Source organism: Sphingomonas aerophila, from assembly GCF_014199305.1.
GTDB classification, from domain to species: Bacteria; Pseudomonadota; Alphaproteobacteria; order Sphingomonadales; family Sphingomonadaceae; genus Sphingomonas; species Sphingomonas aerophila.
This window is the reverse complement of sequence record NZ_JACIJK010000002.1, coordinates 312,639-327,963: the sequence shown is the minus strand read 5'-3', so window position 1 is coordinate 327,963 and position 15,325 is coordinate 312,639. Positions and strand designations below refer to the sequence as shown.

The 15,325-nt window shown below is 66.2% G+C and carries 16 protein-coding genes; 5 read left to right on the top strand and 11 right to left on the bottom strand.

Annotation, left to right across the window (positions count from 1 at the left end):
• Positions 1-5 precede the first annotated feature (5 nt).
• Positions 6-683, bottom strand: coding sequence for a GH25 family lysozyme (locus FHS94_RS04320; protein ID WP_184055022.1), 678 nt, complete (start codon positions 681-683; stop codon positions 6-8).
• Between the two features lie 4 nt (positions 684-687).
• On the bottom strand, positions 688-1,170 hold the full coding sequence (locus FHS94_RS04315; RefSeq protein WP_184055021.1) for a UPF0262 family protein: 483 nt from the start codon (positions 1,168-1,170) through the stop codon (positions 688-690).
• A gap of 90 nt (positions 1,171-1,260) precedes the next feature.
• On the opposite strand from FHS94_RS04315, the gene FHS94_RS04310 reads away from it, so the two are divergent.
• From FHS94_RS04310 to FHS94_RS04300, 3 genes are read left to right on the top strand one after another with little or no spacing between them, the layout of a single operon-like run.
• Positions 1,261-2,760, top strand: coding sequence for a replicative DNA helicase (locus FHS94_RS04310; RefSeq protein WP_184055019.1), 1,500 nt, complete (start codon positions 1,261-1,263; stop codon positions 2,758-2,760).
• Between the two features lie 58 nt (positions 2,761-2,818).
• Positions 2,819-3,574 (top strand): TonB family protein, encoded by a 756-nt coding sequence (locus FHS94_RS04305; protein ID WP_184055017.1) that lies wholly within the window; start codon positions 2,819-2,821, stop codon positions 3,572-3,574.
• A 16-nt stretch (positions 3,575-3,590) separates the two neighbouring features.
• A complete protein-coding gene (locus FHS94_RS04300) occupies positions 3,591-3,911 on the top strand; it encodes a hypothetical protein (RefSeq protein ID WP_184055015.1) in 321 nt (106 codons plus the stop codon).
• An 89-nt stretch (positions 3,912-4,000) separates the two neighbouring features.
• Here FHS94_RS04300 and FHS94_RS04295 read toward each other — a convergent pair whose 3' ends face one another.
• The 9 genes from FHS94_RS04295 to FHS94_RS04255 form a co-directional block, all read right to left on the bottom strand.
• A complete protein-coding gene (locus FHS94_RS04295; RefSeq protein ID WP_184055013.1) occupies positions 4,001-4,999 on the bottom strand; it encodes an SDR family oxidoreductase in 999 nt (332 codons plus the stop codon).
• Between the two features lie 57 nt (positions 5,000-5,056).
• Positions 5,057-5,803: a phosphoadenylyl-sulfate reductase gene (locus tag FHS94_RS04290; RefSeq protein ID WP_184055011.1), complete on the bottom strand. Its 747-nt coding sequence runs from the start codon at positions 5,801-5,803 to the stop codon at positions 5,057-5,059.
• Positions 5,796-6,254: a DUF934 domain-containing protein gene (locus FHS94_RS04285; protein WP_184055009.1), complete on the bottom strand. Its 459-nt coding sequence runs from the start codon at positions 6,252-6,254 to the stop codon at positions 5,796-5,798. The genes FHS94_RS04290 and FHS94_RS04285 overlap by 8 nt, the downstream gene beginning before the upstream one ends.
• On the bottom strand, positions 6,247-7,878 hold the full coding sequence (locus FHS94_RS04280) for a nitrite/sulfite reductase (RefSeq protein ID WP_184055008.1): 1,632 nt from the start codon (positions 7,876-7,878) through the stop codon (positions 6,247-6,249). Before FHS94_RS04280 ends, FHS94_RS04285 begins: the two co-directional genes overlap by 8 nt.
• Entirely contained in the window at positions 7,878-8,174 is a 297-nt protein-coding gene (locus FHS94_RS04275; protein WP_184055006.1) for a DUF2849 domain-containing protein, read from the bottom strand. Before FHS94_RS04275 ends, FHS94_RS04280 begins: the two co-directional genes overlap by 1 nt.
• A complete protein-coding gene (cobA, locus tag FHS94_RS04270) occupies positions 8,171-8,962 on the bottom strand; it encodes a uroporphyrinogen-III C-methyltransferase (RefSeq protein WP_184055004.1) in 792 nt (263 codons plus the stop codon). Before cobA ends, FHS94_RS04275 begins: the two co-directional genes overlap by 4 nt.
• Before the next feature lie 121 nt (positions 8,963-9,083).
• Positions 9,084-10,409 carry a glycoside hydrolase 5 family protein gene (locus FHS94_RS04265; RefSeq protein WP_221234531.1) on the bottom strand — a complete coding sequence of 442 codons (1,326 nt, stop codon included), beginning with the start codon at positions 10,407-10,409 and terminating at the stop codon, positions 9,084-9,086.
• 22 nt (positions 10,410-10,431) lie between these two features.
• Positions 10,432-11,841 (bottom strand): succinylglutamate-semialdehyde dehydrogenase, encoded by a 1,410-nt coding sequence (gene astD, locus FHS94_RS04260; protein ID WP_184055000.1) that lies wholly within the window; start codon positions 11,839-11,841, stop codon positions 10,432-10,434.
• A 45-nt stretch (positions 11,842-11,886) separates the two neighbouring features.
• A complete protein-coding gene (locus tag FHS94_RS04255) occupies positions 11,887-13,245 on the bottom strand; it encodes a protein adenylyltransferase SelO family protein (protein WP_184054998.1) in 1,359 nt (452 codons plus the stop codon).
• Positions 13,246-13,286: 41 nt separating this feature from the next.
• Here FHS94_RS04255 and FHS94_RS04250 point away from each other — a divergent pair, with 41 nt between their 5' ends.
• Together FHS94_RS04250 and FHS94_RS04245 are read left to right on the top strand one after the other, a co-directional pair.
• Positions 13,287-14,138, top strand: a complete 852-nt coding sequence (locus tag FHS94_RS04250; RefSeq protein WP_184054996.1) for an alpha/beta fold hydrolase — start codon at positions 13,287-13,289, stop codon at positions 14,136-14,138.
• Positions 14,139-14,143: 5 nt separating this feature from the next.
• Positions 14,144-15,280, top strand: a complete 1,137-nt coding sequence (locus FHS94_RS04245) for a glycosyltransferase (protein ID WP_184054994.1) — start codon at positions 14,144-14,146, stop codon at positions 15,278-15,280.
• Positions 15,281-15,325 lie beyond the last annotated feature (45 nt).

The window sequence follows — 15,325 nt, the reverse complement described above, 5'->3', positions numbered from 1 at the left end:
CGCGCTCAGGGCGCCACCACGTTCCAGCCCACCGGACCCTCTGTCCCGTCGATATGCCGCATGTCGGTCGCGCGCCACATCTGCCAGGTTCGCGCCGGGTAGCTGGGCGTGAGGATGTTGCCGACTGCCCACACGGGCCGGGGCAGCGCGGCGGTGATGCCGAATGCCCGATCAACGGAGCGCGACACACGCACCAGCACCGGCTTTCCGGTATGCGCCTCAACCGTCGAGAGAAAGCCGCGCAGGTCCGCAATCAGCTTCGCCGGTTCGGGACGATCGGCACAGTCTGGCCGGAACGAAATGTCGACCGCAGCGGGAAGGGCGTCATCCACGCGAGGCACCACGACGTTGAACGCATTCGCCTGGTCGACCGCGGGCTGGCAGAGCGAAAACAGGTGCACCGCGCCGCGCCGTAGCCCCGCGTCGGGCAATGCCGCCCAATTTGCCTCGAAATCCAGCGCGCGCCGACGCGCACCGTCGGTTGCGACGATGTACGCGAAGTCCGCGCCCGAGGCCCGCACGGTGCCCCAGTCGACCGGGCCCGGATCGATCGGCAGGTCGATCCCCTGGAGCGGGTAGCGCGCGATTGACGGGTGCCATCGAGTGGCGCCGATCCAGCCGCCCATGACCAATAGGCCGAGCGCGAGCAGCCACCCGATCGGGCGGGCAAGACCCCAGAGCATGTCGTCAGTTCCTGATGTGCAGCGCGCAAATGAGCGTGAAGAGCCGTCGCGCCGTATTGAAGTCCACGTCTATCTTTCCCTCCAGCCGCTCACGGAGCAGCTCGGCGCCTTCGTTGTGAATCGCCCGGCGCGCCATGTCCACCGTTTCGATTTGTCCGGCCGTCGCTTGCCGGATCGCGCGGTAATAGCTGTCGCACAAGGCAAAATAGTCGCGGATCAGCCGCCGGAACCGGCCCATGGCGAGGACCAGTGTTTCCAGGTGGCTGCCGTCAATGCGGTGCAGGCCCAGCCCCAGCCGCCCTTCCGCACTGGCCAGGTGCAGCTTGAACGGGCCGGCATAGCCGTCCGGGTAAAGACGTTGAGGCGCGAAATGATTGTTCTCGATCAGGTCCACGATCGCGACGCGGCGTTCCTGGTCCACGTCCCCCGAACGCCAGCCAATGCTGTCCTGGTCAAGCTCGACCTCGATGATCCGCGGATCGGCCATGCCGCCTCGTAGGACGGTTGCGACGAGCCGACAAACATTCTCGATCACGCCGGATGGTCGCGATGGGGCATCAAGGGATAAGGTGCGCGGATGGCCACACTCGCTTTTCCGATTCCCGCCCCCACCGCGACCCACGAACCCCAGCAGCTGCCCCGCAACGTCGAGGCGGAGGCCGCGATGCTGGGCGCCATGATGATCGACAATCGCCTGGCGGACGATCTGGTCGACCGGCTGGAGCCGGTTCACTTCTTTGAACCCGTCCACGGGCGCATCTTTGCCGCGATCAAGACGCTGCGCGGCAACGACATGCTCGCGACGCCAGTGACGTTGCGCCCGATGTTCGAAGCGGACGAGGGCATGAAGGAACTGGGCGGCCCCGCCTATCTTGCCGGCCTGACCGGCTCTGGCGCCGGGCTGATCGGTGCGCGCCAGTTCGCGCAGCAGATCTATGATCTAGCCATGCTGCGCGCGCTGGTCACCGTCGGCCGGACGCTGGTGGAGCGCGCGATCGACACCTCGGAAGAGGTGAACCCACGCGCGCAGATCGAGCTCGCGGAGGAGGAGCTCTACAAGGTCGCCGGAGAGGGCGTGACCGAGAACGCCGTCAAGACCTTTGCCCAGGCGACCACCATGGCGGTCAAGATGGCCGAACGGGCGCTGAACTCGGGCGGCAATCTGTCGGGCGTCACGACCGGGCTCGATTCGATCAATGCCAAGATCGGCGGCATGCACCATTCGGACTTGATGATCCTGGCGGGCCGGCCCGGCATGGGCAAGACGTCGCTTGCGACCAACATCGCCTTCAACGCCGCGCGCCGCTGGATGCGCGACATGGCGGACGGGATCGCGCCCAAGGATTCGGTCGGGGCCAAGGTCGCGTTCTTCAGCCTGGAAATGAGCGCGGATCAGCTCGCCACACGTATTCTGGCGGAGCAATCGCGGATCAGCTCCGAAAGCTTGCGCATGGGCAAGATCAGCAAGCAGGAGTTCGCGCAGCTGGCTGCGGCAGCTGCCGAGCTCGAGAACCTGCCCTTGTTCATCGACGACACCGGCGGCCTGTCGATCAGCGCGCTGCATACCCGCGTGCGGCGGCTGCAGCGGCGTCACAACAACGAGATCGGCCTGGTGGTGGTCGACTATCTGCAGCTGCTGACCGGGTCGGGCAAGGCGACCGACGGTAGTCGCGTGCAGGAAATCTCGGAGATCAGCCGTGGCCTGAAGACGCTGGCCAAGGACATGAACGTCCCGGTGCTTGCCCTTTCACAGCTCAGCCGTGCGGTGGAAAGCCGTGAGGACAAGCGGCCGATGTTGTCGGATCTGCGTGAATCTGGTTCGATCGAGCAGGACGCGGACATGGTCTGGTTCGTCTTCCGCGAAGATTACTACATGGCCGCCAAGGAGCCCAAGAAGCCCCAGGACGGTGACGACTCCAAGACGCATGAGGATCATGCGCGCTGGATGTCCGACATGGAGCGGATCTACGGCCTGGCCGAGTTGATCGTTGCGAAGCAGCGACACGGCGCGACGGGCAAGGTCTTGCTGAAGTTCGACCCGACGATCACCCGGTTCTCCGACTATGCCGGGTACTGAGCGGGGCTGACCAGGGGGGCGACTTGCCGCGCCGCTGGCGGGCGCCCACCTCCCGGACATGGCGTATCAGGTTTCACGGCGGGGACAGGCGGTGGCGGTCGTTCCCGCGGCCGTGTTAACGGCGTTGCTGGGCTGGCTGTTGCTGATCGGGTCGCGGTTCGACCAAAGCCGGAGCGAGGATGACGGGCTGGCCGTCTTCTCGCCCGAGCTCGAAACGCTGCCCAAGCCGGTTCGCATCGTGCCAGCGCGCCACAGGGTGCATCGCCGCCGGGGTGAGGCGGCACCGCCCAACCTTCGTTCCAATGCGACCGAACTCGTGGCCCCCGAGCCCGTCGTGCTCCCGATCCAGCCCCCGCCAATGATCGTCGCGCCGGTTGCGGGACTGGGTATGCAGGCGAGCCAGGGCGCGGCCCAGGTACCGGGGCCTGGTACCGGCGCGGGCGGGCACGGGAACGGCACGGGTAGCGGCGGGTCGGGCGACGGCGATGGTGATGGGCTCGACACCGCGCCCAGGCGGATCAAGGGCAAGATCACCGACCGCGACTGGCCTCCGGGCGCGGGCGACGCGGGTGAGGGCGGTGTCGTGTCGGTGCGCTATTATGTCGAGGTCGATGGCCGAGCCACCGGATGCCGGATCACTCATTCGAGCGGGAGCGTGGCGCTGGACGAAACGACATGCCGCCTGATCGAACAACGCTTCCGTTACCGACCCTCACTCGACGCTGATGGGCGGCCGGTGCGGTCGATCATCGTGGTTGATCATGAGTGGGTGAACGAGTTGAGCCTTGCAGACCGGGAGGCGGCGCGGCGTTGACGTTCGGCCCGCGTTCATGGCGCAGATCAGAGCATTGAAGCGCAATTTGGGGAGCCTTGATCAAGCGCTCTCTCGTTTTCCTACTGCACCGCTTACCGTGCCCGCAGGCGCGCAGTTTACTGGAAGGACTGGAAGCTTTGGCGGGCCGGTCGAGATGCGCGCGGTCACCGGCGAAAGTCGCGATCCAGGCGATCTCCGTGAGCGAATTCACGACGGGCGCAACAATGGCCAGTCGAGCAAGAGCGCGGCCTTTCGCTTGCCGCGTGAGGCGGACATTGTCGGCGGCATGGCGGTCCGTTTTGTGTTGGACGGGCTGTCCGACGCGGAGCAGCGTTAGCTGGATGATCGCACCACGGTGCTTCGCGATCAGGTGAACGCGCGGCGCCTGGGCGTGGGCACGCCACCGCCCAGGCGCTGATCGTCCGGTCAGGGCTGGCCCGTGCCGCCCGCCGCGCCATAGACCTGGCCGGTCGCAAAGCTGGCGTCGGCGGCGGCGAGCTGGACGTAGATGGAGGCAAGCTCGACCGGCTGGCCAGGTCGGCCAAGCGACGTGTCCCCGCCGAACTGCTTCAGCTTCTCCGCGGTTGCGCCGCCTGCGACCTGCAACGGCGTCCAGATCGGGCCGGGCGCGACGCCATTGACGCGGATGCCCTTGGGGCCAAGCTGCTTGGCGAGGCTCTTGGTGAAATTCATCATCGCCGCCTTCGTCATGGCGTAATCGACCAGGTTCTCCGACGGGTCATATGCCTGTTCGGAGGTCGTCTGGATGATGGTGGAGCCGGTGGGCATGTGCGGCAGTGCCGCCTGCGTGATCCAGAACATCGCATAGATGTTGGTCTTCATGGTCGCGTCGAAGTCATCGCTGGTCAGTTCGGCCAGCGATTGGCGCTGCTGCTGGCGGCCGGCATTGTTGACCAGTATGTCCAGCCCGCCCAGTTCCTTGACAGCGCGGTCGACCATGGTGCGGCACCATTTCTCGTCGCGGATGTCGCCGGGCAGCAGCACTGCCTTGCGGCCAGCGGCGCGAATCAGGTCGGCGACCTCCTTGGCGTCGGGCTCCTCGGCGGGAAGGTAGCTGATCGCGACATCGGCGCCCTCACGCGCGTAAGCTATGGCAGCAGCGCGGCCCATGCCGGAGTCGCCCCCGGTGATCAGGGCCTTGCGGCCCTGCAACCGGCCGGACCCCTTGTAGCTTGTTTCGCCATGGTCGGGACGCGGGGTCATCTTGCCGGCAAGCCCCGGGAAGGGCTGCATGCCGGTTGAGAAAGGCGGGCGCGGATATTTGGTTGTCGGGTCAGTCAGCGGGGCAGCGGTGCTTTGCGCGGTCTGCGCGCCCGCGTCGCTGCTGACGCCGGCCGCGGCGATCCCCACGGCCGCGCCGCCCATTACGTCGCGTCGTGACATCCCAATTTCCCCATCAGCCATCGGTGAACTCTCCATTCGGTCCGACGGGCAACGAATTGGGGGCGCCAGGGTTGCCGGTCAGCGTTGCCCCAGACTGGATACCTGGTGAATACCGCACTCGATCTTGTCGAACCCGCGCCACCGCCCTGCGCGCGGGTCTTCACCGGGCCTGACCGGGCTGGTGCAGGGCATGCAGCCGATCGACGGATAACCCTGAGCCTCGAGTGAATGGCGGGGCAGGTCGTGGCGCAGGAAATAGGCCTCGAGGTCGGGTTTCCGCCAATCGGCGAGCGGGTTCAGCTTCAGCCGCCCGTCCTCCGCCTCGAAGCGCGGCAGGGCGCGTCGGGTGCCGGCCTGGAAGCCTTTGCGTCCCGAAAGCCACGCATCGAATGGAAGGAGAGCGCGGGTAAGCGGCTCCACCTTCCGTATCTCGCAGCATCCGTCAGGATCATAGGCATAGCGTTCATTCGACGGGTCACGCGCGGCCAGGCGGACCGCATCGGGAGCAAAGACGCGAATGTTTGTCAGTCCCAGATGCTCGACCAGCCTGTCGCGGTAGCTCAACGTTTCGGGGAACATGCGGCCGGTATCGGTGAAGATGACCGGGGTCGCGGGATCGACCGCGGCGACCATGTGGAGCAGCACCGCCGACTCCGCGCCGAACGACGACACTGCAGCGATGCGGCCGCGCATCTCGCCCAGCACCACGCGCAGCATGTCCGGCGCGGGGACACCGGCAAAGCGGTCTTCCAGCGCCTCTGCTTCCACAGCGGAGAAGGCCGGTGCCGTGTCGATCACGTCAGGTCGGCGGCCGGCTTCAGCCATGCCGACGTTTCCACACGGGCACGGCCGTGTCAGCGGCTCGCTGGTAGACCTGGTCGTAACGCGAAAGGCTGCGGCGGAGCGTGGCGGCGTCGATCTCCGCTTCGGGCGCGAAGCTGTCAAAGCCGCAGCGGCGCATGTGCGGCAACTGGTCGACCAGCACGTCACCTGCTGCCCGCAATTCGCCCTTATAGCCGGCCTCGCGAAGGATTCGCCCTGAGGAATAACCGCGGCCGTCCCGGTAGGTCGGAAAGCTCACCTCGATCAGCGCCAGCCGATCAAGGTACGGCAGGAGCGCGCGAGCATCGTCGCCGGCTTCCAGCCGCACTGCCGTGGCATTCGATTGTTCGACGAGGAACGCGTCGAGCGTTACCGCCGGCTCGTCATGGGGCTGGTCGTCGCGGAAGCGCAACTCGGGTTCGCCGCCGATGTCGGTCTGATCGGCATCAGCCATAGATAGCCTCCTTGAACGGCTCCATGCCGACGCGGCGATAGGTGTCCAGGAAGCGTTCGCCCTCCGTCCGGACCGCGAGATAGCGGTCGGTGACGCGTTCGATCGCGTCGACCACACCGTCTTCGGAAAAGCCCGGCCCGGTGATCTTGCCAAGGCTGACATCCTCCGCACCCGACCCGCCGAGCAGCAACTGGAAGTTTTCGGTGCCTTTCCGGTCGACCCCCAGAATGCCGATATGGCCGGCATGATGGTGGCCGCAGGCGTTGATGCAGCCTGAGATCTTGAGCTTCAGTTCGCCGAGATCCCGCTGTCGCTCCGGGCTGGCGAAGCGGGTCGCGATCTTTTGCGCGACCGGGATCGAACGGGCGTTAGCGAGGCTGCAATAATCAAGGCCGGGGCAGGCGATGATGTCGCTGATCAGGTCGAGGTTCGCCTCGGCCAGCCCAGCCTCGGTCAGTGTCTGCCACACCGCTGCCAGGTCGGCGATGCGGACATGCGGCAGGACGATGTTCTGCGCGTGGGTAACCCGCAGCTCGTCGGCGCTGTAGCGCTGCGCCAAGTCAGCCATGACGTCGATCTGGTCGGCGGATGCATCGCCCGGGATACCGCCCACCGGCTTCAGGCTGATCGTCACGATGGCGTAGCCGGGTTGCTTGTGAGCGCGGGTGTTCTGGTCGAGCCACACCGCGAAATCGGGATCGCTGCGGTCGACCTCTGCCGATGCATTCGCGTCGAAGGGCGGCGGCGCGAACATGGCGCTGATCCGCTCTAGCTCGGTCGCTGGCGGGTCGATGCCGAGCTGCTTGACGAGGGCGAACTCCTCCTCGACCTGACGGCGATACTCGTCCGCGCCGATCTCGTGCAGCAGGATCTTGATCCGCGCCTTGTAGATGTTGTCGCGCCTGCCGTAGCGATTGTAGACGCGCAGGCACGCTTCCAGATAGCTCATCAGGTCGTCCGCGGGCACGAAGTCGCGGATTTCGGGCGCGATCATCGGTGTCCGGCCCATGCCGCCGCCGACAAAGATGCGGGCCCCGACCTGGCCATCCCGGCTGACCAGCTGAATGCCGATGTCGTGCAGGCGCATGGCGGCGCGATCCTCGTCCGCCGCAATCACGGCGATCTTGAACTTGCGGGGCAGGTAGCTGAATTCGGGGTGGAAGGTCGACCATTGGCGGATCAGCTCCGCCCAGGGCCGCGGGTCCGTCACTTCGTCCGCGGCAGCGCCGGCGAACTGGTCGGACGAGATGTTCCGGATGCAATTGCCGCTGGTCTGGATGGCATGCATCTCCACCGTCGCAAGCTCGGCCAGGATGTCCGGCGCGTCCAACAGCTTGATCCAGTTGTACTGGATGTTCTGACGGGTGGTGAAATGCCCGTAGCCGCGGTCGTACTTTCTTGCGATGTGGCCGAGCATTCGCATCTGACGGCTGTCAAGCGTGCCATAAGGGACCGCGACGCGCAGCATATAGGCGTGCAGTTGAAGGTAGAGCCCATTCATCAGCCGGAGCGGCTTGAACTGGTCCTCGGTCAGCTGGCCGGACAGGCGGCGCGCCACCTGGTCGCGGAACTCGTCGACCCGGGCATCGACGATGCCCTGATCATATTCGTCATAGCGATACATCAGATTACCCAGGCACCGGCATCGGGATCGGCCGGCTTCAATGTCAGGTCAGGGCGCACGGTGGGGCCAAGCGCGCGGATGCGGTCCTTGATATGCGCGGGGCGGGGCCCCTCGGGGCTTGGCGTCGCGTCAATCACGTAGGGGCCGTTCACGCGGCGGGCACCTTCTTCGGCCCGGGCGACGGCCTCACCATTGGCCCCGACATCGGCAGCGTCGGCCAGATGACGGGACCAACCGGACCCGGTCCACCAGACCACATCGCCCGTGGGCAGGTCGTTTCCGGTAAGGAGCTTCATGCCGACAGCCCTTCGGCGACGCGGGCCCAGCGGGCAAGCCGGTCCTCCGCGTCCGACAGGAGCACCACCTCACCCACGACGATGATCGCCGGGCTGACCACCCGTTCGCGCGCCACCATAGGTCCGAGGTCCGCCAGCAGCGTGCGCAGCGCGCGATGGCCGGCGAGCGTACCTTTTTCCAGCACCGCGACCGGCATGTCGGGGGCAACCCCGTCCGCCATCAGCTTGTCGGCGATATCGCCCGCGGTCGCGACGCCCATGTAGATGACAAGCGTGCGGCCCTGGCCGGCAAGCCCCGACCAGTCCTGCTCGGACAGGCCCTTGCACTGGCCGGCGACGAACGACACCGCCGAGCTATGATCGCGATGGGTCAGCGGCAACATGGCCTCTGCCGCGCAGCCAAGCGCCGCCGAGACACCGGGAATAACCTCAACCCGCAGGCCCGCTGCACGGACCGCCTCCACCTCTTCGCCGCCGCGGCCGAAGATGAAGGGGTCGCCGCCTTTCAGGCGCACCACGATCGCGCCCGTCTTCACGTGCGCGACGATCAGGGCGTTGATTGCTTCCTGGGGCAAGGTGTGACGGTTGCGGCTCTTCGCGACCGAGATGCGCTGTGCGGTCGAGGGTGCGAAATCGAGCACGCGCGGATCGATCAGGCCGTCATGCACGACCACATCAGCCTCGCGCAGCGCCTCCACGGCGCGAACGGTGAGCAGGCCGGGATCACCGGGCCCAGCACCGACCAGGATGACGCGACCGCGACTGGCAGGATCGAGAAGGCTTGTCATGATCGGGGGATTTGCTCCCCCGGGCCGCAACCCGCAACCGCCTGCCTGCTTGTGTGGAGGTAAGGGCAGCTTTGCACAGCTGCCCGGCCCGCCAGCGGCAAAGGCGCGACAGCCCGACCGTTCAGGTCAGCCGGGCCAGGGCCGCCGCGTGATCGCGGATGATCGCTCGTGTCGAGTTGTCGGTGTCGAACACGCTGTACCAACCCTGCGGTTCGTGCGGCGGATCGCCGAGGTAGCTGTGGTCGCCACGCTGGAACCGGAAGTCCGGATGCTCGGCCCGGCCCTCGCCGCCCCAGCCCCAGAAGTTCGAACCGGCAACCGGGCCGTTCGGACCGGTGCCGGCCATCACCGCCGCATAGATCTGCTGGTAATAGCGGTCGCGGAACGCGGTGCTGGCCGAGGGAGAATAGCCAACGTCGCGGGGGAAGCCGAATTCCTCTATGACCAGCGGCTTCCCGATCTGTCGGGCAAGCGCGACGTGACTATCCAGGTAATCGGCAACCTTGGCGGCGCCGGCCTTCTCGGTCCCGGCCAGGTCCTTGTCGTCCACCCAGGTCCAGTTGAGCGGCCACACGTGGGCCGTGCAATAGTCGATCTCCGGTGCCTGATGAACCTGCGTGTAGATCGCGGCGTCTTCCAGCGAACCCTTCAGTCCCTCGCTGCCCGTTGATACGAGGTGATTGGGGTCGATCGACTTGATCAAGCGTGCGGTGCCGCGCACCCAGGCCGTGAAAGCAGGCAGATTGCGGCGACCCACCGCTTCGCTGCCGCCCGGCCGTGCTTCATTGGCAAGCTGCCACGCCATGATCGCTGGGTCATCGGCATAGCGCTGGCCGGTGATCGTGTTGGTTCGCCCGACGACGCTGCGAACATAATCATGGTATAGCGCGACCGCGGCGGGCGTGGAATAAAAGGCCGACGTCCGGTCCGCGAACTCCGGCCAGGGGTGGGCCGGGTCGTTCATGTCGATATACTGGCCGCCGTTGACGTAGCTGAGGTACGTCATCATGCCGCCCGACCATTCCCAGAAATTCGTCAGGTACAGCACGCCCTTGATGCCACGCTGGCCCATTTCGGCGAGGCAGTAATCAAGGCCAGCGAGCAGGGTGGGGTCGTAGCTCTTGGCCGCAGTGCGGAAGGCAGGGCGCACCGAGTTTTTGAGAGGGCCCTCTTCGGCCGAGGCGAGCAGGCGCAGGTTCGTCACTCCAGTCGCAACCAGGGCATCGAGCTCACGGCGCAAGCGGTCACGGTTGCCGAACGGGCCATCAGCGCCAAGATATGCGCCCGACCACATGTTCGCGCCAACAAAGCGGTAGCGCCGGCCGGCAACCACCAGCCGGGTGCCCTGACGCCCGACGATGCCTTTGCGCGACTTCGCTTCAGCCGGCAGAGCGTCGCTGGCAGCTAGGGCCAGGCCCGCCCCGATACAGGCACGACGATCGATCAAGGTTCTTTCCTTCTTTGAAGCGTCAAAGGTCGCGCAAGCCAATGCCGATCGTTGCGCGCGCGGCATCGGCTTCGTTCGACACGACCGGGTAGGCGCAATAATCCGCGGCGTAGAAGGCACTCGGCCGGTGGTTGCCCGACCAGCCGACCCCGCCGAACGGCGCGTTGGAGGATGCGCCATTGGTGGGGCGATTCCAGTTGACGATCCCAGCGCGAATGTTGGCCCAGAACCGGTCGTATAGCGCGGGCGTCTGGCTGATCAGAGAGGCGGACAAGCCATAGCGGGTGTTGTTCGCTTCCGCGATCGCAGCATCGAAGTCATCGGCGCGGATGATCTGGAGGATTGGGCCGAAAAGCTCCACGTCCGGCTTTTCGGCGACCTTGGTCACGTCAATCAATGCCGGCAGCAGGAAGGGGCGGTCGGGAACGGGCCGTTCGGGATGCCGGATCGGGCGGCCGCCCTGCATCATCAAGGCGAGAAAGCTTTCGGTCAGCTGATCGGCGGTGTCGTTGTCGATCACAGGGCCCATGAACGGGGCAGGATCCGCATGCGGCTCCCCCACGATCAGGCGCGACAAGATCTTTGCAATCTCGTCAAGCAAGCCGTCGGCCAGGCTTTCCTGCACGATCAGGCGTCGCGCCGCAGTGCAGCGCTGGCCGGCGGTGGCGAAGGCCGACTGCACCACCAGCACGGCGGCCGCGTGGAGGTCCGGCGTGTCCCAGACCACCAGGGGGTTGTTGCCGCCCATCTCCAGCGCCAGGATCTTTTCCGGCCGATCGGCGAACAGGCGATTGAGGTTCAGGCCCGTCCTTGCCGCCCCCGTGAACAGGAGGCCGTCGATGTCACGGTGCGCGGCCAGCGCCTTGCCCTCCGCGGGGCCGCCCAGAAGCAGGCGAATGCAATCGTCAGGCACGCCGGCGGCTAGGTAACAGTCGACCAGGAACGCGCCGGTCGCGGGTGTCTTCTCCGACGGCTTGAACACCACCGCGTTGCCCGCGATCAGCGCCGGGACGATGTGGCCGTTGGGCAGGTGCGCGGGGAAATTATACGGGCCGAGCACGGCCAGCACGCCGTGCGGCTTGTGGCGCAAGGCCATGCGGCTGCCCATCGGGGAGTCGAGCCGGCGCTGAGCCGTCCGCTCGGCATAGGCGCTGACCGATATGTCGACCTTTGCGATGACGCTGTCGATCTCGGCGCGCGCCTCCCACAACGGCTTTCCCGTCTCCCGGGCGAGGATGTCGGCAAATGCCTCATGCCGCTGGCGCACCACGTTGGCGAAGCGACGCAGCGTTTCAATGCGGAAGGTGACGGGCTTTGCGGCCCAGGCCGCCCAGCCGGAGCGGGCGGCGGCGATCTCTCCATCTACATCGCCCGTTTCACCCTGCCAGAGAAGGGCGCCGGTGGCGGGTTCGTGCGAGGAAAGAGCGGCCATGGCGAGGATGTAACCGCTCGCGCACCCGCCGTCACCCCGGCGACATCAGGAGAGCGCGTCACCCATGGCGCGCACTGCTGCAACCTTGCCGCAGAAGGAGGACCAGTCGTCTGCTGCTGCGATCGGTGCCCAGATCGCCTCCACCTCGTCGATCAGCATCGAGCAAGGCTGCCCCGACCAATAGGGGTGATCGCGTCCCTTACGGGATGGATAGCTGGAGAGGGCACCGCGAACCTCCTGCCAGGCTTCGCCATAGGAAGCGGGAAGGTCGCCACCGAAAACGTCGAAGAAGAATTGGTCGAGCGGCGCTTTCGTGGCCCGCAACGCCCGCTCCACAGCGCGAGCAAGGGCCCGATCGCGCTCGGGGTCCCGTGGTAGCACGCCCATCCGCCAAAGGACTGCGTCGGCCAGCGCAGGCTGGAAGCGGCTGGCAAAGCTCTCAAGCTGCTCGATCAGCCGATCGGACTCGGCGATCAGGCGAAGCGATGCGGCCAATTGCATGACGTTCCAGTGGATGGCCTCCGGCTGGCGGCCAAAGGCATAAAGGCCGCTGGCGTCGAAATAAGCGGCCGTGAACGCCGGATCCCATGTCGGGGCGAAACGCCAGGGACCATAATCGAAGCTCTCGCCCGTGACGTTGATATTGTCCGAGTTGAGCACGCCGTGGACGAACCCCGCCGCCATGTAGCGGGAAGCAAGCGTTGCCGTGCAACCAACGATCAGTTCGAGCAGACGGACGGGATCGTCGCTCCGCTCTCCGAAGAGCTCGCTCAGGCTGTAGGCCACGAGGCGACGCATGTTCTCTTCATCGCGGAAATAAGCGAGCCGCTGAAAGGTGCCGATGCGGACGTGGCTGTGGCTTAGCCGGACCAGCACCGCTGAGCGCGTGGGCGATGGTTCATCACCGCGGTCCAGCCCCTCGCCGGTCTCAACAAGGCTGAGCGTGCGCGACGTCGGGACGTTAAGGGCCTCCAGCATCTCGGTCGCCAGCACCTCTCGGACGCCGCCCTTCAGCGTCAGCCGGCCATCGCCGAAACGGCTCCATGGCGTCTGGCCCGACCCCTTTGTGCCCAGGTCCATGAGCCGGCCGGCCTGATCGCGCATCTGCGCAAAGGTGAAGCCCCGGCCATCGCCCAGGTCCGGGCTGTAGGAGCGGAACTGGTGACCGTGGTAGCGCATCGCCAGCGGGCCGGGCAGGGTGCCGGGCAGCGGCTTGAACCGGGCCAGGTGGCGCAGCCACTTTTCCCCGGCGAGCGTTGCCAAGCCGATCTGCGCCGCCGCGCGATCGTTGCGGAAGCGCAGCACCGTTTCAGGAAAGCTGGCCGGCGCCACGGCATCGTAAAACTCTTCGCCAAGCGAGAGAAGCGCGCGCGACGGATGGTACGCTTGCGGGGACACGAGCATCCCGCGATATGGGAGGCGCTATCGGGGACGTGCAACCAGCCATGTCGGCTTTCGAAAATCGCTATTGGTCGAATGACGGCCTGAAACTTCATTACCGGGACTATGCCGGCGATCCTGCTGTCGCTCCGGTCATCTGCTTGCCGGGACTGACCCGCAACGCGCGCGATTTCCACGACCTCGCATGTCGGATCGACGGGTCGCGGCGGGTGCTGGCTGTGAACCTGCGTGGGCGCGGTGGCAGCGAATATGCACGCGATCCGCAGAGCTACCAGCCCGCCTGCTACGTCCGCGATCTGCAGGCCCTGATCGACGACCAGGCACTCGACCGTTTTGTCGTGATCGGAACGTCGCTTGGCGGGATCGTGGCCATGCTGCTCGCCGGGGCTGGTGCACCGGTTGCGGGCGCGGTGCTGAATGACGTCGGGCCTGACCTGGAGCCCGCTGGTCTCAGCCGGATACGCAGCTATGTCGGCCGGGGATCGAGCTTTCCGACATGGATGCACGCCGCCCGCGCGGTGTGGGAAACAAACGCGGAGGTTTACCCTGACTGGCAGATCGCGGACTGGCTGGCGATGGCCAAGCGTTTGTACCGGTTGACCTCTGCGGGCCGCATCGTGCTCGACTATGACCTGAAGATCGCCGAACCGTTCAAGCTGCCCCCGCCGGACACGCCGCCCGACATGTGGGGCGCGCTGGCTGCGCTGTCGGGCAAGCCCGTACTGGTCGTCCGGGGTGAACGCTCCGATGTGCTGAGCCAACGAACGGCAAGCCGGATGGCGGATGCGCTCGGCACGGCGGAACTGGTGACCGTGCCGCGGGTCGGCCACGCACCCACATTGGCGGAGCCGGAGGTCGTGCCAGCCATCGACCGGCTTCTGGCGGCAGCAAGGTAGGGCGCATGGCCGGACCGATCCGCATCCTGCATCTTCATTCCTCCTTCTCGCTCGGCGGCAAGGAGGCGAGGGCCGTTCAGTTGATGAACGCCTGGGGCGACCGCGCGCGCCACGTGATCGTGTCCGGCGTGCCGGAGGCGGTGGGCGCTCAAGACGCTATCGCCAAAGGTGTCGCGTTCGAAATTGCGCAGAACCCGCCACCGCTCAAGGGCAAACCGTCCGTTGCACGCTATGAAGCGATCGCGCGCTTCATGCGCGGCTTCGACCTGGTGTTGACCTATAATTGGGGTGCGATCGACGGCGTCATGGCGCGGCGGGTGTTCGGCAAAGGGCTGCCCCCGCTGATCCATCACGAGGACGGCTTCAACGAAGACGAGGCGTATGGACTGAAGCGCGAGCGCAACCTGTACCGTCGCATCGCCCTGTCAGCCGCCCACGCGCTTGCCGTGCCGTCGCAAACGCTCGAAACCGTCGCGCTCACCGCCTGGAAGCAGCCGCGCGAGCGGGTGCGGCGGATCGCGAACGGCGTCGACACGGCATTATACGCCGAAGCACCGCAGCCCAAGGCGATCCCTGGCCTGGTGCGGCGCGAGAAGGAAATCGTGATCGGCGCCATCGCCGGATTGCGCGCGGTCAAGGACCTGCCGCTGCTGGTACGCGCATGCGGCGGCCTGTCGGGCCGTTTCAAGCTGGTGATCGTCGGTGAGGGGCCCGAGCGCGATACGATCACTCAATCTGCGGCGGCAATGGGGATCGCGGACAAGCTGCTGCTGCCTGGGTTCCTCGATCGGCCGTATCGCTATGCGGGGCTGTTCGACATCCTGGCGCTGTCGTCACGATCGGAGCAGTTTCCGATTTCGGTGGTCGAAGGCATGGCGGCGGGGCTGCCGATCGCCAGCCCGGCGGTGGGCGACGTTCCCCGCATGGTCGCGCCTGAGAACCTGCCCTTCATTGCCGAGCACGGGACGGAGGTTCGATTGCGCGATGCCATTCAGCCGTTGGTCCTTGATTCCGACCTGCGAAAGCGCGTGGGGGCCGCAAACCGCGCCAAGGCGGAAGCAGAGTTTGGAGCATCGCTCATGATCGAGCGTTATCAGTCGTTGTATGAGGAAGCGATGGGGCGTCCCGGGGCGCTCGACTGATCGGTAATAGCCTCTGGTCGATCGAAACTCATACGCTATACGGCA